Genomic DNA, 25505 nt, shown 5'->3' on the forward strand with positions numbered 1-25505 from the left:
GCCGTGGCATCCCCCGGCCGACGGAGAACGCGCATCGGACGGGCGCCCTGTCCGCCGACGACCGGGCGCCGTCTCCGCCGACCGTCAGGCGCGGCGCCGGTCGAGGACGACGAGCAGGCTGCCCGTCAGCACCAGGGCCAGGGCGGGCAGGCCCCACGGTGCGATCGTCCCGCCGGTGGGCGGCAGTGGGGGTGGGGGCGCCTGGTCCGTGTTGACGATGGTGCACACTGCCTGCGTGCCGAGTGCGATCGCGACGGTCGACCCCGTCACGGGCGCGCCGGTGCATGTCCAGCCCGAGGCGTCGTAGCCCGCCGGCCCGGTCTCCGCCAGTTCGTACGGTCCTGCTGTGACGACCGCACCGGTCACCGTGATATCGCCGGTGACGCCCGAGATCGGAGTCGGCCCCGTCGCGCTCAGCGTCCACGCGGTCGCCGGCTGGGTGCCGGCGTAGAGGTTGCGCACGATCTTGACGAGTGTGAGCGTCGCTGCGCGGTCGGAGTTGGTGATGGTGCAGATCGCCGCCTCGCCCGGAGACAGTGTCACGGTCGTGTCGGTGGTTCCCGTCGCGCCTTCGCAGACCCAGCTCGACGCGTCGTATCCGTCGGGCCCGCCCGACTCGGACAGATCGTAGAGACCGACCTGCACGCTCGCGTCAGTGACCGCGTCGGCGCCGGTCGTGCCTGCGATCGTGACCGCCCCGACGGCCTCGAGCGTCCAGTCGGTGGGCTCGGCAGTGCCGCCGAACTCATTCGAGACGAGCTTGACGAGCGTGAGTTCGGGGGCGACCGCCGTGTTGGTGATGGTGCAGGTCGCTGCGTCGCCGGACACGACGGTTACGGTGTCTGCGGTCGATTCAGCCGTCCCGGTGCACGACCAGTCGGATGCCGTGTATCCGGTCGGTCCGGATTCGGAGAGCTCATACGTTCCCGCGGCGACCACCGCGAGCGTCACCGCTGCGCTTCCCGTCGCCCCGCTGATCGTCGTCGTGCCCTCGGCCGTCAGCGTCCACGCCGTGGGACTCGTCGTCGCCCCGGTGTCGCCGTTGTCGACGAGCTTGACGAGGGTGAGCGTCGGATCGATCGCGGTATTGGTGATGGTGCACGTCACGTTCTCTCCGGGAGCGACGGTGACCGACTCCGCCGTGCTCGAAGACCCGCCCACGCATTCCCAGTCGGACGCGGTGTATCCCTCGGGCCCCGACTCGGAGAGCGCGTAGGTGCCGGCTGTCGCGGCGGCGCTCGTGACGTCGCTGCTGCCCGAGGTGCCGCTGATCGTGGAGTCGCCGTTCACGGCCGTCAGCGTCCACTCGGTCGGCAGGGCGGACGCGCCGCTCAGACCGTTGTCGACGAGCTTCACGAGTGTCAGCGTCGGCGCGATCGCCACGTTCGTGATCGTGCAGGTCGCCGCGCTCCCCTCGATGAGGGTCACCGTGGTCGCAGTCGTGCTCTCGGCGCCCGTGCAGACCCACGCCGAACCCTCGTAGCCGGCGGGGCCGGTCTCGCTGAGGGCGTAGGTGCCGACGATCGCGGCCGCGCTCGTGACATCGCTGCTCCCGGTGACGCCGGTGATGGTGGAATCGCCGTTCACGGCCGTCAGGGTCCACGCCGTCGGCGGGGTCGAACCACCGGTGTCGCCGTTGTCGACCGACTTGACGAGTGTCAGGGTCGGTGCGACGGCGGTGTTGGTGATCGTGCACGTGACGTCGCCGCCGGTGGGGATGACGACCGACGAACCGGTCAGCGTCGCGCCGGTGCATCCCCATCCTCCGGCGGTGAACCCCGCGGGGCCGGTCTCGCTGAGCGCGTAGGTGCCGGCGTTCACGACGGCATCCGCGACGCCTCCGGGTGAGGCGGGGTCTCCGTTGCCGCTCGTGGTCGTCGGCCCTGTCGCGGTGAGCGTCCAATCGGCGGCGACACGGCCGGATCCGGATGCGGCTGGCTCGACGATCTTGACGAGGGTGAGCTGAGCGGGCTGGTCGTCGTTGTCGATGGTGCAGGTCGCGGCGCCGCCCGGGGCGAGGACCAGGCTCGATCCGGTGAGTGTGCCGCCGGTGCACGACCAGTCGCCGGCGCTGTAGCCGGCCGGTCCGCCGGACTCCGACAGCGTGTACGTGCCGGCGCTCACCGACGCGGCGGTCACGGCGTCGGTGCCGGTGACGCCGGAGATCGCGGTGGGGCCCGAGGCTGCCAGCGTCCAGTCGGTGGGCACGGCGGTGCCGCCGTTGTCGTTGGTGACGGTCTTGACGAGCGTGAGCGAAGCGGGCTGATCGTCGTTGTCGATCGTGCACGTCGCAGCCTCCCCGACGGCGAGCACCAGGCTCGATCCGGTGAGTGTGCCGCCGGTGCACGACCAGTCGCCGGCTGCGTAGCCGGCCGGTCCGCCGGACTCCGACAGCGCGTAGGTGCCGGCGGCCACGGGCGCATCGGTCACGGCGGCGGTTCCGCTGGCCCCGGAGATCGCGGTGGGGCCGGAGGCTGCCAGCGTCCAGTCGGTGGGCACGGCGGTGCCGCCGTCGTCGGTGGAGACGGTCTTGACGAGGGTGAGTCGTGCAGGCTGGTCGATGTTCGTGTAGGTGCAGACCCCGGTCTCACCGACGAGGAGCGTGATGCTGGTGAGCTCGCGTGGGCCGGTCGGGACTGTCGAGGTGACGCACTGGATGCTCTCGAGCGCGTAGCCGGCAGGACCGTCGGATTCGGTGAGCGAATAGGCCTGGCCGGGACGCACGAAGATCTCGACGCCGACGGCTGAGCCCTGCACGGTCTGCGGCGTCAAGCCGACCGTGTTCGTGCCGGGGTCGGCTGTGAGATTCCAGTCGCCCGGCAACGCGGTGCCGCCGTTCGTGTTGACGACCTGCTTGACGAGGGTGAGGGATGCTGTCTGGTTGCGGGCCTCGCAACGCACTGCCATGCCCCGCGGCACGGTGACCCCGCCGTTCAGGCCGTCGGAGAAGCCGGGGATCACGACGCCGGTGGACGGGTCGACCTGGCTGCAGAACCAGCTGATCGTCGAACCGGGGATCGCAACGGCACCGCCGCCGACCTGCTGCGCGTAGCGGGCATCGCCGGCAGTCTCGTTGAGGAGGTACGTCACGAGCGGGGTCACCGGTGCAGTGACCCCCGTGGTCCCCGTCGGCCCGGCGAGCGCACCGGCGGGGGCGACGCTCGTGAGCGTCCACGCGGTGGCAACCGCCGGACCGTTCAGGACGGTTTTCACCAGCGTCAGCCGCGCGGGGCAGGTCACGGAGTTGGTGATCTGGTACGTGTTCGCGCCGGCGGCGAGTGTCGCGCTGTACGGCAGCGCGAGATCGACGGTGGTGCCGTTGGACTGGGTCAGCCGCTGGCTCGTGACGACGCACAGCGATGCCGGCGAGATCTGCGTCGTCTCGTCGATCGCGACGACGTCGCCCGCGCTGCGCCCCGTCTGGACCGTCGCCCATTCCCAGGGCTCGCCGTCGAGCCCGAGCGCTGCGGTGAGTTCGTCCGGCTGGCTGCCGTTGGCATACGCGACGCCGTCGACGATCCAGTTCTTGGTCACCTGGATCGTGGCGGGCGGCTGCGGGGCGCGGTTGTACACCGTGCAGCTCACCGGATACCCGCTGTTCGATCCGACCGTGAAGCCGTTCGCGGTGTTCGTGACGGCGAGCGCCGCCCCGGTGTCTATGCGCGTGCAGACGGCGTTGAACCCGCCGATCGGGTTGAGGGCGTACCCCGCCTGCGGCGTCTCGGTCACCGTGACGGGGGCGTCCGTGGTTCCGCCGGGGAACGTGAGGTCGTAGTTCAGCGCGCCGGTATCGGCGGACGTCACGCCGCTCGCGGGGGCGACCGTGACGCCGGGGGTGGTGGTGGCGGCGCCGAATGTCCAGCCGCCGGCCGGCTGCGCTCCTGCCGTGGAGCCGATGGGAGTACCGGGGGGGACCACCTGCTTGACGACGGTGAGGCTTCCGTTGCAGCTTCCGAGGGCGAGGGCCCGCAGCGCGCTGCCCGCAGCCGTGTAGTCGGTCACCTGGTAGTAGTCGCTGTTCGCCGTGGTCCCCGAGATCGCGCGGAGGTTCGCCGGTGAGCCTCCGACCCCGGCGCCGACCCCCATCGCGAGAATCCGGCTGCCCTGCGCCTTCACGGCGTTGGCCGAGAAGATCCCGTTCTCGACCTCGCGGAATCGAGTGCGGTTGCCCGGGCCTTGGGTCGGGTTGCCGTAGTAGGTCGGGTTGCCGTCGGTGATGACGACCACGACGTCATAGATCTGGGGTGCGCCGGCGACTGCGGCAAAAGCCTGATCCCAGTTGGTTCCACCGGCCGCGCCACCGGGGAGGGTCCACGAGTTGACCCAGCCGTTGACGGTCGCGGCTCCGGTGGATGTGGAGACCGCCGTGAAGGCGGGGCGGTTGATGTTGGCCGCGCCGGCAGCTGGAGAAGCGGTTGCGAAGGTGAAGAGCGACATCGTCGATGGGGTGCCGGTGAGGGCGTTGACGAAGGTGGTCGCGGCGGATTTGAGGTTCACGAGGTCGGCGGCGGTGACGGAGTTCGAGAGGTCGGCGACGATCGCGGCGTTCAGCCCGCACTGCGCCGGCAGTACCGGGTTGACTCGACTGTTCTGCCAGATGCCGCCCGAGGCGATGTCACTCGTGTTGCCCGTCGAGATCATGAAGTCGATGGTCGACCGGTAGGTCTGGCCGTTGCGCAGCTGAACGCCCGTCTGGAACGAATACGACTGCGCCGCCGGGGTGGTCCCGACGGCGAGCGTCGGATTCGTGAAGTAGCCGGTCGGAGCGCTGATCTGCTTGACCCAGAACTGACTGTCGCGGTTGGCGCCACCGGTCTGCGTGGCCGGAACGATGAAGCTGCAGTCGCCGTCCGCGTCGGAGGTGCAGGTTCCGAAGCCCCCCACCGGCGTCGTGCCGCCTTGTGTCGTGTAGAGCCCCAGCTGAACCCCTGCGAGATTCGAGACCGCGCTCGCGCCCGTGCGATCCGAGCCCACCTTCACGGTGATGACCGCATTGTTTCCCGTCGCGGGCGGAACCGCCGCCGTGGCGGCCGGCGCAGGCGCGACGAGGGCGGTGGTCGCGAAGATCGCGAGCACGATGAACACAGCCACGGCCGAGCGACGCACGGCACCCCCAGTCGGGCGGCGGGCACGCCACCCTGCGACCCCTGAGCCTAGGCCGAACCCATCCGCGGAGAAAGAGGGGTCTCCGCACTTGCTATTGACAAGCCCACTTGCTTTTTGCAAGCATTCATTCATCGAGGAGACACCTCGATCCCACGACCGGCAAGGAGCACGGCAATGACGCACATCTTCGTCAACATCGCGACGACCGATCTCGAGCGCGCGAAGGCGTTCTACACATCGCTCGGCGCCGGCATCAACCCGCTCTTCACCGACGAGAACGCCGCGTGCATCGTGTGGGACGACAACGTGTACTTCATGGTGCTGACCCAGGAGTACTTCGGCACGTTCACCGACAAGCAGCTCGCCGATCCGCGCACCCACGCGCAGGTGCTCATCGCCCTCAGCCGCGACTCGCGCGAGGCCGTCGACGCGATCGTCGAAGCGGGCGTGGCCAACGGCGGCACCGAGCCCACCGAGGCCAAGGACTACGGCTTCATGTACTCGCGCGACCTGGAAGACCCCGACGGCAACGGCATCGAGTTCGTGTTCATGGAGCCGCAGGCGGCCGAGCAGGGTCCCGACTCGTACCTGGCGGAGCAGGGCGCCGGAGCGTAGTGGTCGCCCGCAGCTACGGGCAGTACTGCGGGGTCACGACCGCCGTCGAGCTGATCGGGGAGCGATGGGCGCTGCTCATCGTCCGCGATCTGCTCGTCGGCCCCCGGCGCTACACCGATCTCAAGCAGGGGCTGCCCAAGATCCCCACGAACATCCTCTCCACGCGGCTGAAAGAGCTGCAGGAGGGCGGTGTCGTCCGTCGCGTGCCGCTCCTGAACTGCGGGCTCGTGTACGAGCTGACGCCCTACGGCCGGCGCCTCGAGCCGATCGTGCTGGCGCTCGGCCGCTGGGGGTTCGCGCAGATGGGCGACCCCGGCCCCGATGATGTCATCACCGCCGACTCGCTCACGATGGCGCTGCGGACGGCATTCCGACCGGATGCCGCCGCCGACCTCCCGCCGGCGGACTACGAGATGCACGTGGGTGATGTCGTGCTCCGGGTGCAGGTGTCGGACGAGCTCGCCGTCACCCAGCTCGCGCCGCCCGCGCCGCCGGTGGGCGGACGCCTCCCGTCGGAGCAGCCCGATGTCGTGTTCGCGGCGGGCCCCGGCATCCGTCTGCTCATCTCGGGGGACGTCACCCCGGCCGACGCGATCGATCGTGAGATTGTCGCGGTGGTCTCGGGGGACGGGATGCTGCTCGAGCGGTTCGCCGCGACGTTCCACATCGACCCGGCGGGCGCCGCGGTGCTCCCGGCCTGACGGGCTCCGCGGCACCGGACCCGCCGCTTCGGGCTAGGTCCGCAGCGGCACCGGCTCGTGGCCGGGCTCATCCTCGGACGCCGCGGTCGCGGCGCGCGCGCGGGAGGTCCAGCGATCGCGCAGGACGCACCATCCGTACATGAGGGCGAGGGTGGCTGCCGCGTAGAGCATCGCTCGACGGCCCGTCGTGTCGTATATCCAGAACAGCGGGGTCGTGATGACGAGGATGCAGAGGATGATGTAGCAGTCCAGGCTCCGGCGGCCGATCCGTCCGATCTCGGCGGCCACGCGGGGAAGCCTGTCTGCGAGGGGGGTGAGTGCTCCGTAGAGGCCGCCGACGACGACGAAGGCGAGCACGATCGTGCCGATGCCGATCGTGCCGTCGTCGAAGAGCCGGTCGACCACGGCGATGGCGCCCTCGCCCGGCGACGGCGCCAGGGCGGTGCGAGCCTGGGCGGCCGCGCCGACGAGTGCGGCGACCGACAGGAGGGTGACCCAGAGGGCGGGTCGGGTGAGCGCTCCGCGGATGCGGGACCAGTTCCAGCCCACGATGAGGGCCGCGACGAAGAGTAGCTGCCAGGTTGCCCAGTTGATGTGACCGGGGACGCCCGGAACCCGCGGAAGGATGAAAGGCGCAGGCCACACGGAACCGACGGTGAACAGCGCGACCGACGCTGCACAGAGCAGGATCCCTCGCCCGCGGGCGAGTGCCCACGACGCGAGCGGCGTGAGGGCGAGCAGGATCACGTACAGCGACAGGATCGACGCGAACTTCGGATTGATCCGGAGGGTCATCGCCGCGACGATCGGCTCCCACCACGAGGAGAAGTCGTTGACTCCCGCGTACCGGACGTCGAGGCTCTCGCTGACCGATGCGACGATGAAGGCGAGCGCGCAGATCCCGAGGTGGGCGACGTAGACGAGGCCGCCGCGCCGGAGCGCCTTGGTGCGGGCGGCCGTGAGGCCGGAGCGCTGCACGGTCTTGTGCTGGACGATGCCGAGCACGAGCCCCGACAGCAGGACGAACCCCATCGCGCCGTCGTACCAGACCAGCACGTGGGTGACCTCCCACGCGAGGCTTCTGGCGGCCAGGTGTGCGGAAGTCATGCTCACGATGCACAGCGTGCGGATCACATCGATCGCGCTGTCGCGTCCGGTCATTGCGGCTCGCTTCCCGCCGCTGCGGCGGATTCGGGTCGGGTTCGGGCTCAGAAAATCATCGGGCGATCGTCGTCGTCTTCGTCAGAGGCGAAGTCGAGGTCGACGACCACCGGCACGTGGTCGCTGGGGGCCTCGCCCTTGCGCTCGTTGCGGTGGATCTCGGCGCCGGTGACGGCGTCGGCGAGGGCGCTCGAGCCGAGCACGAAGTCGATGCGCATGCCCTCGTTGCGCGGGAAGCGCAGCTGCTTGTAGTCCCAGTAGGTGAAGCCGGTCGGCACGAGAGGCCGCACGACGTCGTGCACACCGGCGGCCTCGATCGCCGCGAACGCCTCGCGCTCGGGCGGCGACACGTGGGTGGCGAAGCCCTGCACGACCGTGGGGTCGCCGTTGTCGGCGTCGGTCGGGGCGATGTTGAAGTCGCCCACGAGGGCCAGCGGCAGATCGGGCGACGCGGCGAGCGTCTGGCGCGTGTACTGCTCGAGCGCCTTCAGCCAGTGGAGCTTGTAGTCGTAGTGCGGGTCGCCGAGGGCTCGCCCGTTGGGCACGTACAGGCTCCACACCTCGACCCCGTCGATGGTCGCGCCGAGGGCGCGCGCCTCCTGCGGCGCATCCGGACCCTCATGGCCCTTGGCGAACCCGGGCATGTCGGGGAAGGCGGTGCGCACGTTCTCGATCGGCTTGCGGCTCGCGATCGCGACGCCGTTCCACTGCGAGAACCCGTACGCCTCGACTTCGAAGCCGGCCGCCTCGAACTTCTCGAAGGGGAACTGCTCGGTCTTGCACTTGATCTCCTGCATGGCGAGCACGTCGATGTGCTCCCGCACGGCGAAGTCGACGATGCGGTCGACGCGCGCGCGGATCGAGTTCACGTTCCAGGTGGCAAGGCGCATGGGCTCAAGCCTAGGCGTGGGCGCCGACGGCGTATTCTCCCACTCGCCTGCCGCGAGGTGAAGAAGGGTTGACGGTGCGGCCGGACAGTGGTTTTACTGGTGTCGCGACTGGGGCGCTCCGTGAACCGATGATGAGTCAAGGAGTAACGATGAACGCCCAGCCTCGCACCGCCGACCAGTCACGCCGCACATCCGATCGCCGCAGGATCATCCTCGCCCTCGTCGCGGGGGGCGCCGTGCTCGGCGTCGGCGCGGCAATCACCCTCGCCGTCTGGAACGACTCGGAGTTCGCCACCGGGACGTTCTCGTCGGGCGAGTTCGACCTCGAGGGGAGCACGGACGGACTGGCGTTCTCGAGTTCGCCGGAGGCTCCGGGCAAGGAGCTGACGTTCGCGCTCGACGCCGATGCACTGTCGCCCGACGCCGTGGTGTACGCGCCGTTCGCCGTGCAGCTGTCGGCCGACTCGGACTACTCGGCCGTGATCGATCTCAGCAACACGAGCGCCGGCGACATCGGCGCGGATCTGACCTTCTCGCTGTACCAGACCGACGAATTCGGAGTCGGATGCTCGGCGGAGACACCGCCGACGGAGCCGGCTCTCGTCGCCGATCGCGCCGCGACGGCGGCCGACACGCTCACCGACGTGTTCTCGCTCACCGCGGCGGCCACCCCGACCAACCTGTGCTTCGTCGTGACGGCCGGCCCCGACCTCGACGAGGGGGCGACCGGAACCGTCACGTGGGAGTTCGCCGGTACGTCCGACACCGTCCTGCCGTAACCGCCGATGGATACGCGTCGTTCGGCCCGGCGCCGTACGCGCCTGCGGAGAGCCGCCGCGCTGCTCGCCGCGGGAGCGGTGCTGGGCATCGGCTCGATCGCCACGATCGCAGCATGGACCGACGGTGAGAACGCGACCGGAACCTTCGGTTCGAGCGTCTTCGACACCGAGTCCCAGTCGGCCGGGAGCCCCGCGTACGCGAGCCGGCCGACGGCGCCCGGGGCTTCCCTCACCTTCTCCGCGACGGCGATGTCGCCCGGAACCTCCTACTACGCGTGGGTCAACGTGCGGACGACGCCCGCATCCACCGTGGGCGGCTCGGTGACGCTGACCTCTGCGACGGCCACGGGCGCGCTCGCTCCGGCGCTGCAGTATCGGATGGTGCGTCTCGCGTCTACGGCGTCCTCATCGAACTGCGTCGCAGGCGCGTTCGCCGGCACCCCGGTGTTCGTCGCGGGCGGCAGCAGCGCGTACTCCGCGGTGACGACGGTGCCTGCCTCTCCCGTCGCCAACCCGATCGGCGCTGCGGGCGCGGAGCTCGGGTTCTGCGTTGAGGTGCGCGTCGCACCGGGTTCGGCGAGCTCCTACCAGGGCCAGACGGCGACGGTGACGTGGGCGTTCACCTCGACGTCGTCGGGCTGAGCGGAGTGGCGGATGCGTCGCACCTGGACCATCCTCGGCGACACCGCGCTGGCCGTCGCGGCGGCGGTCGGCGCGCTGTGCATCGTCGTCTTCGTCTGCGGGTCGCTGTTCGGCATCCGCGTCGTGCTGTTCAGCACGGGTTCGATGGATCCGACGATCCCCGCGGGGTCGGCGGCGGTGACGCGTGAGATCCCGGCCGCCGAGATCGACGTGGGCGACGTCGTGACCGTCGAGCGATCGGGGAAGCTTCCGATCACCCATCGCGTAGTCACGGTCGCCGAGGTGCCCGACACCGCCGAGACCCGCTCCATCGTCATGCGCGGAGACGCCAACGCGGTCGACGATCCGTTCCCGTACGAGGTGGACGAGGTCGGACTCGTGCTGTTCTCCGTGCCGGGCATCGCCGCGGCGATCTCGTCGCTGCGGAGTCCGTGGGTGCTCGCGGGCACGACGATCGCCGCGACGGCGCTGGTCGTCTTCGTCTGCTGGCCGCGCCGGCGCAGCAGCGTTCGCGACGAGCACGAGGGCGAGGATGCCGCCGGCAGCGCGAAGCACGCGAAGCCCGCGAAGGCGGTGTCGTGCGTCGCTCTGGTCGTGGCGCTCGTCGCCGTGCCGGTGGGCGGAGACGACGCCCATGCCGCCGCGGACGACGCGGCAGCCGAGGTGATCCAAGGCGAGATCGTCCGGCTGGTGTCGATCCGCGACGACTCGATGGACGGACTCGTGCCCGGAGCCGAGGCGGTGTGGATGGTGGGTGTCTCGGCCGAGGCCCCCACGCCCGGCGTCGTGCAGATCTTCCTGGCGGGCAGTGGCGAGCCCGCACTGGGACTGCGATTCGATGTGACAGCCTGCGCCGTCCGCTGGGACGCAGACGACTGCGCGGCGCAGCCGACGACGCTGATCGCCGACGAGGTGGTGCCGGTCGACGGCCGGGAGCGCTCGGTGTTCGAGATCGCCTCCGACGAGCAGACCTGGCTGCGCATCGCCGTGCGGATGCCCGAGGCCACCGACGCCGACATCGCAGGACAGGTGGACCTGCGCGTTCGGGCGAGCGGCCTGGGCGACGACGTGTCCGTCGGCCCCGACGGCGGATCGCTCGCAGCCACCGGCGACCGGGTGAGCTGGCTGCTCTTGCCGGCAGCGGCTACCGCGCTCACTGCGGGGCTCGTGCTCTTCGCCCGGCGGCGGTCGACGTGACCCGGGGGCTTGCACGGGTCGCCGCGGTGGTCGGCCTGGTCTGCGCCGTCGCCGTCGTGGGGGCCGTCGGCGACACGGATGCGGCGTGGACGGACTCCGAACGCGCCTCGGACTCGTTCGCCGCCGGCGTGGTCAACCCGGTCACGCAGATGGCCTGCACGGCGGGGCTGCTCGCGCCGGTGCGTTTCACCTTCGCGGCTCCCACCGGCGGTCTCGCGCGCACCGGCTACCGGTGGACCGTCACCGGAGGGTTCACGGCGTCGGGAACGGCCCCCGCGAACGCCACCTACGTCGAGCTCACGAGCGGACTGCTCGGCGTGGGTACCGGGACGTTCTCCCTCTACGTCGTCGGTCCGGGCGGATGGGAGTCCCGCGCCAAGACGGGGCAGCTGGGTTTCACGACCGGCCTCATCTCCTCGTGCTCGGTCAATTGACGGCGCTCCGCGGGCAGCGGACGGGGCAGGTCTCTGCACGGTCGAGCCTCGTAGACTCGATCGCATGACCGTCGCCCGCACGCCCGAGCTCGAAGCCGACCGCCAGCGCCTCATCGGCCTCATCCAGGACGAGGCGGTGTTCCACGGCGACTTCACCCTCTCGAGCGGCAAGAAGGCGACCTACTACGTCGACATGCGCAAGCTCACCCTCGACCACCGCGCCGCGCCCGCCATCGGACGCATCATGCTCGACCTCGTCCAGGGCGTCGACGGCATCGTCGCGGTCGGCGGGCTCACCCTGGGCGCCGACCCGATCGCGAACGCGGTCATGCACGAGTCCGCTCGCACCGATGCCCCGCTCGACGCGTTCGTCGTGCGCAAGGAGCCGAAGGACCACGGCCGCGGTCGTCAGGTGGAGGGGGCGGATGTCGCGGGCAAGCGCGTCGTCGTCGTCGAAGACACCTCGACCACCGGCCAGTCCGCGCTGAAGGCCGTCGAGGCGCTGCGCCGCGAGGGCGCCGAGCCCGTCGCCGTCGCGGTGATCGTCGACCGCAAGACGGGAGCGCAGGCCGCCGTCGAGGCTGAGGGGCTCGAGTGGCTGGCCGCGATCGACCTCGACGACCTGGGTCTCGCACCTCAGTAGCGCGCGCCGCGGCGATCGCGGGGAGGATGTCACACCCGGCGTCCGGCCGGTGTCTTCATGTTCGAACGGATGAGATCCGAGACATGGAGGAACGACATGACCACCCAGACCCGTATTCCCGCCGCCGAGGTGTCGGGCGTCTCCGGTGCAGTCGTCAAAGCCGCCGCCCGCCGGATGGTGGGCAAGGTGCCCGACTCGCTCGGCGTGCTCTGGCACCACAAGGGCGTGATGAAGGACTCGATGGGCATCGGCCGGAAGGTCGAGGGCTGGCACGAGCTCGATCGGCCGCTGTCGACGTTCGCGGCGATGGCCGCGGCGGCGACGATCGGGTGCAGCTTCTGCCTGGACTTCAACTACTTCCGCTCGCGCGGTCACGACATCGACGAGGCGAAGCTGCGCGAGGTGCCTCGCTGGCACGAGTCCGCGGCCTTCACACCGCTCGAGCGCCGGGTGATGGAGTATGCGGAAGCGGCGAGCCAGACGCCGCCTGCCGTGACCGACGAGCTGTCCGACGCCCTGCTGGACGACCTGGGCCCGGCAGCGCTGGTCGAGCTCGCCGCGCGGGTCGCGTTCATGAACATGTCGGCGCGGATGAACATCGCGCTCGGCATCCGCTCGGAGCACTTCGCCGACGCGTGCGGGATGCCGCCGCTCGCCGTCCGCGCGTCTGGCGCCTCGCCGTCCGTCGGCGCCGCCGCGTAGGCTCGCGCGCATGAGCACCGAGCTCGCGGACGATCCCTTCGTGACGCATCGCAGCCTTCTGTTCACCGTCGCCTACGAGATGCTCGGCTCCGCAGCCGACGCGGAGGACGTGCTGCAGGAGTCGTGGCTGCGGTGGGCCGCGACCGACCAGCCCGAGGTGCGCGATCCGAAGGCGTACCTCGTTCGGATCGTCACTCGTCAGTCCCTCAACCAGCTGCGCACCCTCGCACGCCGGCGGGAGGACTACGTGGGCGAGTGGCTGCCCGAGCCGATGCTCACGAGTCCCGACGTGGCCGACGACGTCGAGCTTTCCGAGAGCCTGTCGCTCGCCATGCTCACGGTGCTCGAGACGCTGGTGCCGGCGGAGCGGGCGGTGTTCGTGCTGCGCGAGGTGTTCGATGTGCCGTACGACGAGATAGCGGATGCCGTGGGCAAGAGCCCTGCCGCGGTTCGGCAGATCGCCCACCGGGCGAAGGGGCACGTGGCCGCGCGCCGGCCGCGTGTGAAGGTGGAGCGGTCGGAGCACGAGCAGGCGGTCGAGCGGCTGGTCGACGCGATGAACACGGGCGAACTGCAGGCCTTCCTCGACGTGCTCGCTCCCGATGTGGTCTCGGTCGCGGACAGCGGCGGCAAGGTCCGGGGCGCAGCGCCCCGGCCGATCGTCGGCGCGGTGCGTCTGGCGCGGTACCTCGCCGCCGGCCTCGCCCGGACACCGGGAGAGATCGTCGCGTCGACGACGTGGATCAACGGGCAGCTGGGCATCCGCGTCGACCTCGACGGCGTTCTCACCGGGGTGGTGGGCGTCGCCGTCGAAGACGGGCGAGTCACGCGCATCTACTCCGTCGCGAACCCCGACAAGCTCGGACGGCTGGGAGCCGAGTCCGCCGTCAGCCGCTGACGCGCGATGCCGGGTGCGTGCGGTCAGCGGTCGTCGCGGTCGCCGCGCCGACCACGCTGACGCCAGAGCTGCCAGATCACCACGGTCAGCGATCCGAGCAGGCTGACGATCGCGAGGGCGTAGACGAGTCCCTGCTCGACCTCGGTCATGAGGGTCGCTTGCCCTCTGCGGCATCCGTCACGATCTTCGCGATCCGCGCCGCCCGCGTCTCGGGCCGGCGAGCCGAGTCGACGCTCGCGATGCCGACCTTGCGGCTCGACGGGGGGAACGCGTCCCACGCGGCACGCGCCTCCGGAACCGCCATGAGCGCGGCCGCCAGATCGTCGGGCTCGCGCATCGCCTCGGCGTTGTCGAGCACCGTCCACGAGCCGTTCGCCTTCGCGACCTCGACCGCCCGGCGGCCTGCCTCGGCCATGAGTCCCGCTGCTTCGAGCTCGATCAGTCGTGCCTTGTTCGTGGCGGCCCAGCCGCTCGACGGGCGGCGCGGCGAGAACCACAGCCCCCCGGTCTCCGCGTCGAACGTACGCACCGGTCCGTCGATCCAGCCGAAGCACAGCGCCTGGCGGATCGCGTCTTCATAGCTGACGTGTCGATCGGTGAAGCCTGGGCGACCGCGCACGAGCCAGGCGCCCGAGGCACGGCCGTGGTTCGCCTCCAGCCACGCGCGCCAGGTCGCGGCATCCGGCGCCGTCACCCGTTCGCCGTCGTCGAGTGCACCCATGTGACGAACCTAGCCGTGACCTGCGACGTCGGGTCAGAGAAGCTCGGGGTCTTCGGACTCGACCGGTTCGCGGTGCAGCAGGTCGGCGACCGAGTCGAGCACCTCGTCGGGGCGGAACGGGTACCGCTGGATCTCGCCCGGATCGCTGATGCCCGTGAGCACGAGCACGGTGTGCAGGCCCGCCTCGATGCCGGCGACGATGTCGGTGTCCATCCGGTCGCCGATCATGCCGGTGTTCTCGGAGTGCGCGCCGATGCGGTTGAGCGCCGAGCGGAACATCATCGGGTTCGGCTTTCCGACGACGTAGGGCTCCATGCCGGTGGCCTTGGTGATGAGGGCCGTGATCGCGCCGGTGGCCGGCAGCAGGCCCTCGGTCGAGGGACCCGTCGCGTCGGGGTTCGTCGCGATGAACCGGGCGCCGGCGCCGATGAAGCGGATCGCCTTGGTGATCGCCTCGAACGAGTAGTTGCGGGTCTCGCCCACGACGACGTAGTCGGGGTCCGTCTCGGTCATGATGAACCCCGCCTCATGGAGGGCGGTCGTCAGGCCCGCTTCGCCGATCACGAAGGCCGAGCCGCCGGGCATCTGCGACTGGAGGAAGTCGGCGGTCGCCAGAGCCGACGTCCAGATGCGCTCCTCGGGCACGATCAGCCCCGACGCCCGCAGTCGCGCGCTCAGGTCGCGGGGCGTGAAGATCGAGTTGTTCGTCAGCACGAGGAACGGGGTGCCCGTGTCGCGCCACTGCTCGAGGAGCGCGGAGGCCCCCGGGATCGGCGTGTTCTCGTGCACCAGCACGCCATCCATGTCGGTCAGCCAGCAGTCGATCTCGGCACGGGTGCGCATGGGTCAAGACTAGGGTCCGCGCGGGTCTAGGGTCGAAGCGTGACGTGGGACCCGAGAGAGCTTCCCGATCTCTCCGGACGCGTTTACCTGGTGACCGGATCGAACGCGGGCCTCGGGTATTTCGCCTCGGAGCAGCTCGTGCGCGCCGGCGCGCACGTGATCATGTCTGCGCGGCACCCCAACCGGCTTTCGGCGGCGCGGGCGGCGATCCGCAGACGGGTGACGGATGCTGCGCCCGACGCCACGGAACCGCTCATCCTCGACACCTCGAACCTCGGCTCGGTGCGCTCCGCAGCGGCGAGCGTGCGCGGCCGCGGCCCCCTCGACGGCGTGCTCCTCAATGCCGGTATCGTGCACCCGCCGAAGCGTCGCCAGACCACCGTCGACGGCAACGAGGTCGTGTTCGCCACGAACGCGCTCGGCCACTTCACCCTCGCGGGCGAGCTGCTCGTGCCGCTCGCGGCGGCGGGCGGGCGCATGGTGTGGCTCGGCAGCATGTCGACCTGGCTCACCCCATACGACCCGGTCGACCCGCAGCTCGTCGACGGCTACACCGGCTGGCGGGCCTACGTGCAGTCGAAGGTCGCGACCGCCGCGCTCGGCTTCGAGGCCGCTCGCAGGCTGAACGAGGCGGGCGTGCCTGTGACGAGCGTCGTCGCGCATCCCGGCTACTCGATCGGCGGGCGCACCCCCGGGATCGTCGGGGTGAACGAGCCGTCCCGGGCGAAGCGGTTCGTCGACAACCTGCAGGCGCCGATCACCCAGTCGAAGGAGCACGGCGCCTGGTCGCTTGTGCGAGCCCTCACCGACCCCGACATCGTGGGCGGCGAGTTCTGGGGTCCGAAGACCGTCGCCCGGGGCGAGCCGCGCAAGCAGGCGGCATCCCGCATCACCCGCGACACGGACGTGGCAGCCAGGGTGTGGGCGGCCTGCGAGGCGGCCACCGGCGTGCGCTGGCCGTTCGACGGCGCGGCGCACGTCGCGACGCGCTGAGCAGCCGTCAGGCGGTGAGCCAGATCGCCGTGTCGGCGCCCGGCGGGAGCACGGCCTCGACGCCCGCGACCGTGACCGCGGCGGCATCCGTCACCGCCATCTCGACGCCCACGGCGACACCCGCCGCATCGACGGCGCGCAACAGTTCGGGGTCGCGGTCGCTCACCCGCAGCACCCGCCCGACATGGCCCGCCGCGGCGTGGGCGAGCAGCACGAACGGCACACGCTCGACCGCGCCCTCGGCGTCGGGGATCGCATCGCCGTGCGGGTCGAAGCGGGGGCGTCCGAGGCGCGCGTCGATGCCCTCGAGCAGGCGGTCGCTGATCGAGTGCTCGAGCACCTCGGCCTCGTCGTGCACCTCGTCCCACGCGTAGCCGAACTCGCGCACGAGCCAGGTCTCGATGAGTCGATGGCGGCGGATTATCGCCGCGGCGCGCTGGGCGCCGGCCGCGGTGAGCGAGATCGGTCCGTACTTGCGGTGGCTCACCAGGCCCTGCGCTGCGAGCTTGCGCACCATCTCGGTGACGCTCGACGGGGCGAGACCGAGCTCGGTGGCCAGCTGCGACGGCGTGATGTGCGCGCTCTGCCACTCGGTGTGGTGGTAGATCGTCTTCAGATAGTCGTCGATCGCAGCGGAGGGCACCGACTCAGGGTACCGGCGCCGCCCGAGCGGTCCGTGCTCACGCCCCGGTGAACACCAGCCACAGCAGCGTCGCGTTCAGGGCGATGAGGAAGACGGATGCCGCCACCCCGGCCGCCGTCGTCGCGATCCGGTTGCGGTGCACGCCGAGCACGTCGGCCTTCGCGGTGAGCGCGACCAGGGGGATGAGCGCGAACGGGATGCCGAACGACAGCACGACCTGGCTGAGCACGAGGGCGACGGTCGGGTCGAAGCCGACCGCGAGGATGAGCAGGGCCGGGATCAGCGTCACGAGCCGCCGCGCGAGCAGCGGCACGCGCACGTGGAGAAGGCCGTGCATGATCTCGGCTCCGGCGTAGGCGCCCACCGACGTGCTCGCGAGGCCGCTGGCGAGGAGCCCGACCGCGAACAGTGTCGCGACGACCGGGCCGATGCCGGAGTAGAGCGCCGCGTAGGCGCCCTCGAGCGAGTCGGTGCCGGGCACGCCCGCGAGGTTGGCCGCGGCGAGGAGCAGGATGCAGAGGTTCACGGTGCCCGCGATGATCATGGCGATCGTGACGTCCCACTTGGTGGCGCGCAGCAGGCGTGCGGTCGGGATGCCGCGGAGCTCGGCGAGCGACCGGTCGGCGGTGCCGGCATCCGTCGCCTGCGCGCCCCGCACCGCTCGCGGCGCGAACCGGTCGCGGGCGAGAGCGCTGTGGGCGTAGATCGCGTGGGGCATGATCGTCGCCCCGAGGATGGATGCCGCCAGCAGCACCGATCCCGCGTCCTCGAAGCGGGGGACGAGGCCAGAGACCACCCCGGCAGCCTCGGGTGGCGCGACCAGCACCCCGAACGTGAATCCGATCGCGATGATCACGAGCAGCCCGATGACGACGAACTCGAACGTGCGCGGGCCGCGGCGCGACTGCAGCAGGAGCAGCCCGATCGACACCACGCCGGTGATCACGCCGCCCCAGATCAGCGGCACGCCGAAGAGCAGGTTCAGGGCCACGGCGCCGCCGATCACCTCGGCGATGTCGGTGGCCATGGCGACGAGCTCGGCCTGCAGCCAGTACGCGCGACGGGCCCACGGATTGCGGATGCGGGTGCCCAGGGTCTCGGGGAGACTCCGGCCCGTGACGATGCCGAGCTTTGCCGACAGGTACTGGATGAGCCAGGCCATCACGTTGCCGAGCACGACCACCCACACGAGCAGGTAGCCGTAGACGGCGCCGGCGGTCATGTTGCTGGCGACGTTGCCCGGGTCGAGGTACGCGACGCCGGCGACGAGCGCGGGTCCGATCAGCCAGGCGAGACGCGGCAGCGAGAGTCGCCCGCGGCGCACGGGCTCGGCGGTGGAGACGCGGACGTCTTCGTCAGTTTTCGGCACACCGAAATGCTACTCGAATTTCGGCACACCGAAAACCCTGGCTTTCGGTGTGCCACCCCGGTGTCGCACCGGCCCCTTCCGGGCCGTACGCAGGATGGATGCCGCGGCACGCCGAGCCGCGGCGTGCCGCGGGCGCATCCATCCTGAGTACGGCACGCGGGGACGCCCGGAGGGCGGGTTAGTCTGAGCCGGTGAACGAGCCTGTACCCGCCGAGCCCGCCGCGCTCGCGGCACCCGCCGCGCTCGCGGCACCCGCCGCGCTCGAGGCGCCCGTCGAGTCCGCGGCATCGGTCGGGGTCGGCCCGTGGCCCGGCGGTGCCGACGAATGGCCCGACGACCCGCGCTTCGACCGCGAGCTGCTCGCCCACGGCGATACCCGCAACGTCGTCGACGCCTACCGGTACTGGACGATGGAGGCGATCGTCGCCGACCTCGACACGCGTCGGCATCCGTTCCACGTGGCCATCGAGAACTGGCAGCACGACATGAACATCGGGTCGATCGTGCGCAGCGCGAACGCGTTCCTCGCCGCCGAGGTGCACATCATCGGCAAGCGCCGGTGGAACCGCCGCGGGGCGATGGTCACCGACCGCTATCAGCACGTGCGTCACCACGAGAGCGTCGCCGCCTTCGCGGAGTGGGCGGATGCCGCGTCACTGCCGATCCTCGCGATCGACAACGTCGACGGCTCGGTGCCGGTCGACCGGGCCGATCTGCCCGAAGCCTGCGTGCTGCTCTTCGGTCAGGAGGGCCCGGGGCTCTCGCCCGAGGCGCTGGCCGCGGCATCCGGAGTGATCGAGATCACGCAGTACGGCTCGACCCGATCGATCAACGCGAGCGCGGCGGGCGCGATCGTGATGTACGAGTGGTGCCGCCGCTGGGCGTGACCGCGGCGGGCGCTCAGTACTCGGCGGGGATGTAGCGCAGCGGCAGCGCGGGCTCGACGTAGTCGCCCGCGTCCTGACGCGCCGGCAGCGCGATCTCGGGCCGCGCGATGTGCTCGTAGGGGATCTGGCTGAGCAGGTGCGAGATGATGTTCAGCCGCCCGCGGCGCTTGTCGTCGGTGCGGGCGAGGAACCACGGCGCCCAGCTCGTGTCGGTCGCGCGGAACATCGCGTCCCGCGCCCGTGAGTAGTCGAACCAGCGGCTGTACGACTCGAGGTCCATGCCCGAGAGCTTCCAGATCTTGCGCGGGTCGTCGATGCGGCTCTCGAGGCGCCGCGTCTGCTCCTCGGGGCTGACTTCGAGCCAGTACTTGAGCAGGATGATGCCGTTGTCGACGATCGCCCGCTCCACCAGCGGCACCTGCTCGAGGAAGCGGTCGGTCTCCTCGGGCGTGCAGAAGCCCATCACACGCTCGACGCCGGCGCGGTTGTACCAGCTGCGGTCGAAGACGACGACCTCGCCCGCCGACGGGAAGTGCGCGAAGTACCGCTGGAAGTACATCTGCGTCTTCTCGTGCTCGTTGGGCGCCGGAAGCGCGGCGACCCGGAACACCCGAGGGCTCACCCGCTCGGTGAGGGCTTTGATCGTGCCGCCCTTGCCGGCGGTGTCTCGCCCTTCGAACACGACGATCACCTTCGCGCCGGTGGCCTTGACCCACTCCTGCATCGCGACGAGCTCGGCCTGCAGGTGCTCGATCTTCTTGTCGTACTTCTTCTGCGACAGCTTCTTCGGGGTGTCGTCTGACGTGCTCATGGCTCTCCTCGCCGGCGGGGTGGCGTGTGCACATTCTGGGGGAGCGGATGCGGCGCCGCCAACTGCACGCGCTGTCCGGCACCGCGCCGCGCGACCGGGCGTGCACCGAGCGACCGGGCGTGCGCGGGTCTCACGCGCCCGCCGTCATCCACTCCGTGCCGCGCACGCGCCAGCCGAGCGTGGCGAGCCGGGCGAGCATGTACACGCCGAAGAACGACACCGACAGCCACGCGAGCCCGGCCGCACCGGTGGGCTGGAGCGCGGCGACGACAGCCAGCGCGGGGACGAACGGCAGCAGGTTGAGCGCGCCGACGATCGCGAGGTACCTCGCGTCGCCGGCGCCGATGAGCACGCCGTCGAGCACGAAGACGACACCGCACACCGGCTGCGCGATCGCCAGCACGATGAGGGCCGGCTGCACGAGCGCCGCCAGCTCCGGGTCGCCGGTGAACAGCAGCCCGATCACACCCGAGCCCGCGGCGATCAGGCCGCCGACGATCACCCCGAACCAGATGCCCCACGCCACCGTGCGCCCGAGGACGCGCCGCACGTACGGCCTGTCCTCGGCGCCGAGCCCCTTCCCCACCAGGGCCTGCGCGGCGATCGCGAGGGCGTCGAGCGCGAACGCGGCGGTGGAGAAGATGGTGAACGCGACCTGCCACCCGGCGAGCTCGTCGGTGCCGAGCGCCGTCGCGACCCACACCGTCGACAGCAGTGCGACGCGGAGCGACACGGTGCGCAGGAACAGCCAGCCGCCGGATCGGGCCGAGCCGCGCACGCCGTCGCGGTGGGGTCTGACGGATGCCGCGTACCGCCGCGCGAGGCGGCCGACGACGACCACGTATGCGGCGACCATGCCCCACTGGGCGACGATGGTGCCGGCCGCCGACCCGGCGATGCCCCACCCCAGCCCGTAGATGAACAGCCAGTTGAGGAGGGCGTTCGCGGCGAAGCCGAGACCGGCGATCCACAGCGGCGTCACCGTGTCCTGCATGCCGCGGAGCAGCCCGGTCGCCGCGAAGACGATGAGCATCGCGGGGAGGCCCCACATCGAGATGCCGAGGTAGATCTCCGCCTGCTCGGCGACCTCGGCGGGCGCGCCGAAGAGTCCGACCAGGGCGGGGGTGAGCAGCGAGCCGGCGACCGCGAGGATCGAGCCGAGCGCGAGGGCGAGCCAGAGCCCGTCGATGCCGACCGAGACCGCCGCGGAGCGGTCGCCCGCGCCGTACCGGCGCGCGACGGCGGGCGTCGTCGAGTAGGCGAGGAAGACCATCAGCCCGACGATCGTCTGCAGCACCGCCGAGGCGATGCCGAGCCCAGCGAGCGGGGTGACGCCGAGGTGCCCGACGAGCGCGGAGTCGACGATGAGGAACAGCGGCTCGGCCACCAGCGCGCCGAGGGCGGGCACCGCGAGCCGCAGGATGTCGCGGTTCAGCGTCGCCGGCGCAGTGCTCACCCTCCGACCCTACGCACCCCGGCCGACAGAGGATGCCGACACCGGATGCCGCGCCCGACGCGGCATCCTCTCAGGAACATCACAATGAGGTCACAGCCCACAATCGTCTCCCCGGGGGAGTTCTCGGCCACGTGCGGGGGATACCCTGGAACGCATGACCGACGCCCCCCGATCCGGTCTCGCGCTGGAGGAGTTCAGCGCTGAGATCCGCCCGCAGGACGACCTGTTCCGTCACGTCAACGGTGCGTGGCTCGACCGAACCGAGATCCCCGACGACAAGGCCCGCTGGGGGTCGTTCCACCTCATCGCCGAGCAGGCCGAGAAGGACGTCAAGGCGATCATCGAGGAGTCGCAGGACGCCGAGCCCGGCACCGAGGCCCGCAAGATCGGCGACCTCTACACGAGCTTCATGGACACCGAGCGCATCGAGGGCCTCGGCGCCTCACCGCTCGCCCCGCAGCTCGCGCGCGTCGACGAGATCGACAGCATCCCGGCATTCCTCCGCGTGGTGGGCGACCTCGAGCGCGACGGCGTGGGCGGACTCATCCACCTCTACATCGAGCCCGACCCGGGCAACCCCGCGCGGTATGTGCCGTTCGTGATCCAGGGCGGCCTCTCGCTCCCCGACGAGAGCTACTACCGTCTCGAGAACTTCCAGGCCACCCGCATCGCGTTCCGCACCCACATCGAGAAGATGCTCGAGCTCGCCGGCGTGGCCGACGCCGCGGCATCCGCCGACCGCATCGTGGGGATCGAGACCGAGCTCGCCACGCACCACTGGGACAACGTGCGCAGCCGCGACGCCGTCGCCACGTACAACCTGAAGTCGTGGGACGACTTCCAGGCGCTCGTCGGCGTCGACCTCGCTCCGTGGCGCGACGCGCTCGCGCCCGGTCACGCCGACGCGTTCGCCGAGGTCAACGTGTACCAGCCGAGCTTCCTCGAGGGCCTCGGCTCGCTCCTGACCGAGGAGCGCGTCGAGGACTGGAAGGCGTGGCTGCGCTTCGCGATCGTGCACGCCGGCGCCGCCTTCCTGTCGGAGGAGCTCGTCGACGAGAACTTCGCGTTCTACGGCACGCAGCTCACCGGCGTGCCGGTCAACCGCGAGCGGTGGAAGCGCGGCGTCAGCCTCTCGGAGGCCGCGCTGGGCGAGGCCATCGGCCGCGTGTACGTCGAGCGCCACTTCCCGCCCGCGGCGAAGGTCGCGATGGACGAGCTGGTCGCCAACCTCATCGAGGCGTACCGGCAGTCGATCACCGGGCTCGAGTGGATGAGCCCGGCAACGCGCGAGCGGGCGCTGGCCAAGCTCGACGCCTTCACGCCGAAGATCGGGTTCCCGGTCGCATGGAAGGACTACTCGACCCTCGAGATCAGCGCCGACGACCTGGTCGGCAACGTGCGCCGTGCCCACATCTGGGAGCACGACCGCCAGCTCGACAAGGTGGGCAAGCCCATCGACCGCGACGAGTGGTTCATGACCCCGCAGACGGTCAACGCGTACTACAACCCGCTGATGAACGAGATCGTGTTCCCGGCGGCGATCCTGCAGTACCCCTTCTTCGACCCCGAGCGCGACGCGGCGGCCAACTACGGCGGCATCGGGGCCGTGATCGGCCACGAGATCGGCCACGGCTTCGACGACCAGGGCAGCCGCTTCGACGGCGACGGGTCGCTGCGCGACTGGTGGACCGACGACGACCGCGCCGCCTTCGAGCAGCGCACCAAGAGCCTCATCGACCAGTACTCGGCGCTCACCCCGGTGGGTCTCGACGCGCAGCACACGGTCAACGGCGAGCTCACGATCGGCGAGAACATCGGCGACCTGGGCGGGCTCGGCATCGCGATCCGCGCGTACGAGCTCTCGCTCGGCGGCGAGCCGGCGCCCGAGATCGACGGGTACACCGGCATCCAGCGGCTGCTGCTGAGCTGGGGTCAGGTGTGGCAGCAGAAGGGTCGGGATGCCGAGACCATCCGCCTGCTCACGATCGACCCGCACTCGCCGAACGAGTTCCGCTGCAACCAGATCGTCCGCAACGTCGACGCCTTCTACGAGGCGTTCGACGTGACCGAGGGCGACGCCCTCTGGCTCGACGAGGACGAGCGGGTCACCATCTGGTGACCACGGCGGGCGCGTCCCGCCGCATCCTCCTACCCCGAAACACCGAGCACGTCTGAGAACACCGGAAGGATACCCGCCCGTGGGCACTGAGCCCCGAAGGGAAGCAGAGTCGCTGCGGGGGTCGCGACGAAGCACTGCCCGCCGACTGCCGAGGAGGGCGGCAGCCGGACGCCGTTCATTCACGTCGACGCTCAAAGCGCTCGACGACCTCGCCACATCCGGCGCCAAGATCTCGGTGCGCATCACCGACCTCGACCGGGGCACCGCCGTGCTCTCGGGCGACGACTTCGTGACCCTGCCGGTCGCCGGGCTCGGCGTCGTGCCGCTGCTCATCGAGGTCGCCTCCGGGTTCGAGGCCGGGCGACTCGATCCGCTCGAGATCATCGATCGGCACTTCGTCGAGCCGGTCGGCGTCGCCGGGGTGTGGCAGCACCTGAAGGCGCCCGCGCTGCCGCTGTCGGACCTCGCGGTGCTCACCGCCTCGACCGGAGACGCGCTCGCCGCCAACGCGCTGCTCGCCCGGGTGGGGCTGCCGGCGGTGCGGTCGCGCATCGAGCAGCTGGGCCTCGCGCGCTCCGCGCTCCTCGATCGCTTCCGCGACGAGCGCGGCCCCGACGACGCCCCGCACTTCGCGCTCGGTTCGTCGCGCGAGCTCGCCGACGTGTTCGCCGCGCTGGTGAACTCGCAGGCGGTCTCGCCCGGGGTGAGCGCTCAGGTCGCGGAGTGGCTGGCGCTCAACCACGACCTCTCGCTCGTCGCCTCGGCGACCGGTCTCGACCCGTTCTCGCACGAGAACGACGCCCACGGTCTGCTCTTCATCAACAAGACGGGCCGGGATGCCGGAATCCGTGTCGAGGCGGGTGTGCTGGCCGGCCCGCGCGCCGGGGTCTCGTACGCGCTCATCGTGTGCTTCGACGACCTGTCGATCGCCCACCGGCTGCGGGCGCACGACGCGTTCCGCACCCTCGGCGTCGACCTCATGGAGTACGTGTTCTAGAAGACGATCGTGTGGTTGCCGTGGCGGATCACGCGGTCCTGCGCGTGCCACAGCACGGCCCGCGAGAGCACCTGGCGCTCGACGTCGGCACCGCGGCGGGCGAGCTCGGTGACGGTGTCGGCGTGCGTCACGCGGATGGTGTCCTGGTCGATGATCGGCCCCTCGTCGAGGTCGCCGGTGACGTAGTGCGAGGTCGCGCCGATCAGCTTGACGCCGCGCTCCTTCGCCTTCTTGTACGGCTCGGCGCCGATGAAGGCGGGGAGGAAGGAATGGTGGATGTTGATCACCGGCACCCCGAGCTGCTCGAGGAAGTCGGGCGAGAGGATCTGCATGTAGCGGGCCAGCACCACGAAGTCGACGTTGCCCTTGAGCAGTTCGACGATCTTCGCCTCCGACGCCGACTTGTCGGGGCCGGGCACCGACGGCACGTGGAAGAACGGCACGCCGAACGAGCGCACGTCTTCGGCCGAGGTGGTGTGGTTCGAGATGACCATCGGCACCGTGACGGGCAGGTCGCCCCGACGGTGCCGCCACAGCAGGTCGAGGAGGCAGTGGTCCTGCTTCGAGGCCAGGATCGCCATGCGCTTGGGCACGGACTGGTCGGTGAGCGACCACTCCAGGTCGAACCCCGCGAGGGCCTCGGCGATGTCGGCCTCGATCTGGGGCCGCGCCGCCGCGAACGAGGGACGGTGGAACACCACGCGCTGGAAGTACGCGCCCCCGGTCGGGTCGTCGGAGTACTGGTCGAACGCCACGATGTTCCCGCCGATGCGCGTGATCATCGCCGACACTGCCGCGACGATGCCCGGCTTGTCGCTGCCGTGGACGATCAGGCAGGCGTGGTCGGAGAGAAGATGCGGGGATGCGGGCACGGCCATGTGTCGATTCTGCCGTGTCG

At 70.8% G+C, this 25505-nt stretch carries 24 protein-coding genes; 13 read left to right on the plus strand and 11 right to left on the minus strand.

Annotated features, from left to right (window positions below; all coding sequences use genetic code 11):
* Nucleotides 1-84: 84 nt before the first annotated feature.
* The gene (locus JOD63_RS15915) at nucleotides 85-5091 is read right to left on the minus strand and encodes a VWA domain-containing protein (protein ID WP_052682501.1); all 5007 of its coding nucleotides are present in this window, start codon (nucleotides 5089-5091) and stop codon (nucleotides 85-87) included.
* 189 nt (nucleotides 5092-5280) lie between these two features.
* Here JOD63_RS15915 and JOD63_RS15920 point away from each other — a divergent pair, with 189 nt between their 5' ends.
* Together JOD63_RS15920 and JOD63_RS15925 are read left to right on the plus strand one after the other, a co-directional pair.
* The gene (locus JOD63_RS15920) at nucleotides 5281-5721 is read left to right on the plus strand and encodes a VOC family protein (RefSeq protein ID WP_045275527.1); all 441 of its coding nucleotides are present in this window, start codon (nucleotides 5281-5283) and stop codon (nucleotides 5719-5721) included.
* Nucleotides 5721-6422 carry a winged helix-turn-helix transcriptional regulator gene (locus JOD63_RS15925; RefSeq protein ID WP_045275526.1) on the plus strand — a complete coding sequence of 234 codons (702 nt, stop codon included), beginning with the start codon at nucleotides 5721-5723 and terminating at the stop codon, nucleotides 6420-6422. Before JOD63_RS15920 ends, JOD63_RS15925 begins: the two co-directional genes overlap by 1 nt.
* Before the next feature lie 33 nt (nucleotides 6423-6455).
* On the opposite strand, the gene opgC is transcribed toward JOD63_RS15925, so the two are convergent.
* Nucleotides 6456-7583 (minus strand): OpgC domain-containing protein, encoded by a 1128-nt coding sequence (gene opgC / locus JOD63_RS15930; RefSeq protein WP_045275525.1) that lies wholly within the window; start codon nucleotides 7581-7583, stop codon nucleotides 6456-6458.
* A gap of 47 nt (nucleotides 7584-7630) precedes the next feature.
* On the minus strand, nucleotides 7631-8473 hold the full coding sequence (locus JOD63_RS15935) for an exodeoxyribonuclease III (protein WP_045275524.1): 843 nt from the start codon (nucleotides 8471-8473) through the stop codon (nucleotides 7631-7633).
* A gap of 149 nt (nucleotides 8474-8622) precedes the next feature.
* Here JOD63_RS15935 and JOD63_RS15940 point away from each other — a divergent pair, with 149 nt between their 5' ends.
* From JOD63_RS15940 to JOD63_RS15970, 7 genes are all read left to right on the plus strand, one after another.
* Complete coding sequence (locus tag JOD63_RS15940; protein WP_045275523.1) at nucleotides 8623-9252, plus strand: SipW-dependent-type signal peptide-containing protein; 630 nt, start codon at nucleotides 8623-8625, stop codon at nucleotides 9250-9252.
* Between the two features lie 6 nt (nucleotides 9253-9258).
* Entirely contained in the window at nucleotides 9259-9894 is a 636-nt protein-coding gene (locus JOD63_RS15945; RefSeq protein WP_157003983.1) for a SipW-dependent-type signal peptide-containing protein, read from the plus strand.
* Nucleotides 9895-9906: 12 nt separating this feature from the next.
* Complete coding sequence (locus JOD63_RS15950) at nucleotides 9907-11091, plus strand: signal peptidase I (RefSeq protein ID WP_157003982.1); 1185 nt, start codon at nucleotides 9907-9909, stop codon at nucleotides 11089-11091.
* Nucleotides 11088-11525, plus strand: a complete 438-nt coding sequence (locus JOD63_RS15955; protein ID WP_045275522.1) for a hypothetical protein — start codon at nucleotides 11088-11090, stop codon at nucleotides 11523-11525. The genes JOD63_RS15950 and JOD63_RS15955 overlap by 4 nt, the downstream gene beginning before the upstream one ends.
* A 64-nt stretch (nucleotides 11526-11589) precedes the next feature.
* Nucleotides 11590-12168: an orotate phosphoribosyltransferase gene (gene pyrE / locus JOD63_RS15960; protein ID WP_045275521.1), complete on the plus strand. Its 579-nt coding sequence runs from the start codon at nucleotides 11590-11592 to the stop codon at nucleotides 12166-12168.
* Between the two features lie 96 nt (nucleotides 12169-12264).
* Entirely contained in the window at nucleotides 12265-12870 is a 606-nt protein-coding gene (locus JOD63_RS15965) for a carboxymuconolactone decarboxylase family protein (RefSeq protein WP_045275579.1), read from the plus strand.
* Nucleotides 12871-12880: 10 nt separating this feature from the next.
* Complete coding sequence (locus JOD63_RS15970) at nucleotides 12881-13768, plus strand: RNA polymerase sigma-70 factor (protein ID WP_045275520.1); 888 nt, start codon at nucleotides 12881-12883, stop codon at nucleotides 13766-13768.
* Between the two features lie 23 nt (nucleotides 13769-13791).
* Here the strand turns inward: JOD63_RS15970 and JOD63_RS18090 are convergent, their stop codons facing one another.
* From JOD63_RS18090 to JOD63_RS15980, 3 genes are read right to left on the minus strand one after another with little or no spacing between them, the layout of a single operon-like run.
* Nucleotides 13792-13917: a hypothetical protein gene (locus JOD63_RS18090; protein WP_271180721.1), complete on the minus strand. Its 126-nt coding sequence runs from the start codon at nucleotides 13915-13917 to the stop codon at nucleotides 13792-13794.
* Nucleotides 13914-14489, minus strand: coding sequence for a YdeI/OmpD-associated family protein (locus JOD63_RS15975; RefSeq protein WP_045275519.1), 576 nt, complete (start codon nucleotides 14487-14489; stop codon nucleotides 13914-13916). The genes JOD63_RS18090 and JOD63_RS15975 overlap by 4 nt, the downstream gene beginning before the upstream one ends.
* A gap of 33 nt (nucleotides 14490-14522) precedes the next feature.
* Nucleotides 14523-15332, minus strand: coding sequence for an HAD-IIA family hydrolase (locus JOD63_RS15980; RefSeq protein WP_045275518.1), 810 nt, complete (start codon nucleotides 15330-15332; stop codon nucleotides 14523-14525).
* Between the two features lie 39 nt (nucleotides 15333-15371).
* Between JOD63_RS15980 and JOD63_RS15985 the strand changes: the two genes are divergently transcribed.
* Nucleotides 15372-16325, plus strand: coding sequence for an SDR family NAD(P)-dependent oxidoreductase (locus JOD63_RS15985; protein ID WP_045275517.1), 954 nt, complete (start codon nucleotides 15372-15374; stop codon nucleotides 16323-16325).
* Between the two features lie 7 nt (nucleotides 16326-16332).
* On the opposite strand, the gene JOD63_RS15990 is transcribed toward JOD63_RS15985, so the two are convergent.
* Complete coding sequence (locus JOD63_RS15990; RefSeq protein ID WP_045275516.1) at nucleotides 16333-16968, minus strand: metal-dependent transcriptional regulator; 636 nt, start codon at nucleotides 16966-16968, stop codon at nucleotides 16333-16335.
* 37 nt (nucleotides 16969-17005) lie between these two features.
* Entirely contained in the window at nucleotides 17006-18292 is a 1287-nt protein-coding gene (locus JOD63_RS15995; protein ID WP_045275578.1) for an Nramp family divalent metal transporter, read from the minus strand.
* A 236-nt stretch (nucleotides 18293-18528) separates the two neighbouring features.
* Here JOD63_RS15995 and JOD63_RS16000 point away from each other — a divergent pair, with 236 nt between their 5' ends.
* A complete protein-coding gene (locus JOD63_RS16000; protein WP_045275515.1) occupies nucleotides 18529-19224 on the plus strand; it encodes a TrmH family RNA methyltransferase in 696 nt (231 codons plus the stop codon).
* A 13-nt stretch (nucleotides 19225-19237) separates the two neighbouring features.
* On the opposite strand, the gene ppk2 is transcribed toward JOD63_RS16000, so the two are convergent.
* Together ppk2 and JOD63_RS16010 are read right to left on the minus strand one after the other, a co-directional pair.
* A complete protein-coding gene (gene ppk2, locus JOD63_RS16005) occupies nucleotides 19238-20035 on the minus strand; it encodes a polyphosphate kinase 2 (protein ID WP_045275514.1) in 798 nt (265 codons plus the stop codon).
* Between the two features lie 130 nt (nucleotides 20036-20165).
* On the minus strand, nucleotides 20166-21491 hold the full coding sequence (locus JOD63_RS16010; protein WP_045275513.1) for an MATE family efflux transporter: 1326 nt from the start codon (nucleotides 21489-21491) through the stop codon (nucleotides 20166-20168).
* A gap of 154 nt (nucleotides 21492-21645) precedes the next feature.
* Here JOD63_RS16010 and JOD63_RS16015 point away from each other — a divergent pair, with 154 nt between their 5' ends.
* Nucleotides 21646-23610 carry a M13 family metallopeptidase gene (locus JOD63_RS16015; protein ID WP_045275512.1) on the plus strand — a complete coding sequence of 655 codons (1965 nt, stop codon included), beginning with the start codon at nucleotides 21646-21648 and terminating at the stop codon, nucleotides 23608-23610.
* A gap of 79 nt (nucleotides 23611-23689) precedes the next feature.
* Nucleotides 23690-24607, plus strand: a complete 918-nt coding sequence (locus JOD63_RS16020; protein ID WP_045275511.1) for a serine hydrolase — start codon at nucleotides 23690-23692, stop codon at nucleotides 24605-24607.
* On the opposite strand, the gene purU is transcribed toward JOD63_RS16020, so the two are convergent.
* A complete protein-coding gene (purU, locus tag JOD63_RS16025) occupies nucleotides 24604-25485 on the minus strand; it encodes a formyltetrahydrofolate deformylase (protein ID WP_045275510.1) in 882 nt (293 codons plus the stop codon). The genes JOD63_RS16020 and purU overlap by 4 nt on opposite strands.
* Between the last annotated feature and the right edge of the window lie 20 nt (nucleotides 25486-25505).

Origin of the sequence: Microbacterium terrae, assembly GCF_017831975.1 — a bacterium.
GTDB classification, from domain to species: domain Bacteria; phylum Actinomycetota; class Actinomycetes; order Actinomycetales; family Microbacteriaceae; genus Microbacterium; species Microbacterium terrae.

What these genes read in the sequence shown, in the direction of transcription:
- JOD63_RS15920 (WP_045275527.1), top strand. Translation starts at nt 5,281, where the DNA reads ATGACGCACATCTTCGTCAACATCGCGACGACCGATCTCGAGCGCGCG.
- opgC (WP_045275525.1), bottom strand. Translation starts at nt 7,583, where the DNA reads ATGACCGGACGCGACAGCGCGATCGATGTGATCCGCACGCTGTGCATC.
- JOD63_RS15935 (WP_045275524.1), bottom strand. Translation starts at nt 8,473, where the DNA reads ATGCGCCTTGCCACCTGGAACGTGAACTCGATCCGCGCGCGCGTCGAC.
- JOD63_RS15940 (WP_045275523.1), top strand. Translation starts at nt 8,623, where the DNA reads ATGAACGCCCAGCCTCGCACCGCCGACCAGTCACGCCGCACATCCGAT.
- JOD63_RS15945 (WP_157003983.1), top strand. Translation starts at nt 9,259, where the DNA reads ATGGATACGCGTCGTTCGGCCCGGCGCCGTACGCGCCTGCGGAGAGCC.
- JOD63_RS15950 (WP_157003982.1), top strand. Translation starts at nt 9,907, where the DNA reads ATGCGTCGCACCTGGACCATCCTCGGCGACACCGCGCTGGCCGTCGCG.
- pyrE (WP_045275521.1), top strand. Translation starts at nt 11,590, where the DNA reads ATGACCGTCGCCCGCACGCCCGAGCTCGAAGCCGACCGCCAGCGCCTC.
- JOD63_RS15965 (WP_045275579.1), top strand. Translation starts at nt 12,265, where the DNA reads ATGACCACCCAGACCCGTATTCCCGCCGCCGAGGTGTCGGGCGTCTCC.
- JOD63_RS15970 (WP_045275520.1), top strand. Translation starts at nt 12,881, where the DNA reads ATGAGCACCGAGCTCGCGGACGATCCCTTCGTGACGCATCGCAGCCTT.
- JOD63_RS18090 (WP_271180721.1), bottom strand. Translation starts at nt 13,917, where the DNA reads ATGACCGAGGTCGAGCAGGGACTCGTCTACGCCCTCGCGATCGTCAGC.
- JOD63_RS15975 (WP_045275519.1), bottom strand. Translation starts at nt 14,489, where the DNA reads ATGGGTGCACTCGACGACGGCGAACGGGTGACGGCGCCGGATGCCGCG.
- JOD63_RS15980 (WP_045275518.1), bottom strand. Translation starts at nt 15,332, where the DNA reads ATGCGCACCCGTGCCGAGATCGACTGCTGGCTGACCGACATGGATGGC.
- ppk2 (WP_045275514.1), bottom strand. Translation starts at nt 20,035, where the DNA reads ATGAGCACGTCAGACGACACCCCGAAGAAGCTGTCGCAGAAGAAGTAC.
- JOD63_RS16015 (WP_045275512.1), top strand. Translation starts at nt 21,646, where the DNA reads ATGACCGACGCCCCCCGATCCGGTCTCGCGCTGGAGGAGTTCAGCGCT.
- purU (WP_045275510.1), bottom strand. Translation starts at nt 25,485, where the DNA reads ATGGCCGTGCCCGCATCCCCGCATCTTCTCTCCGACCACGCCTGCCTG.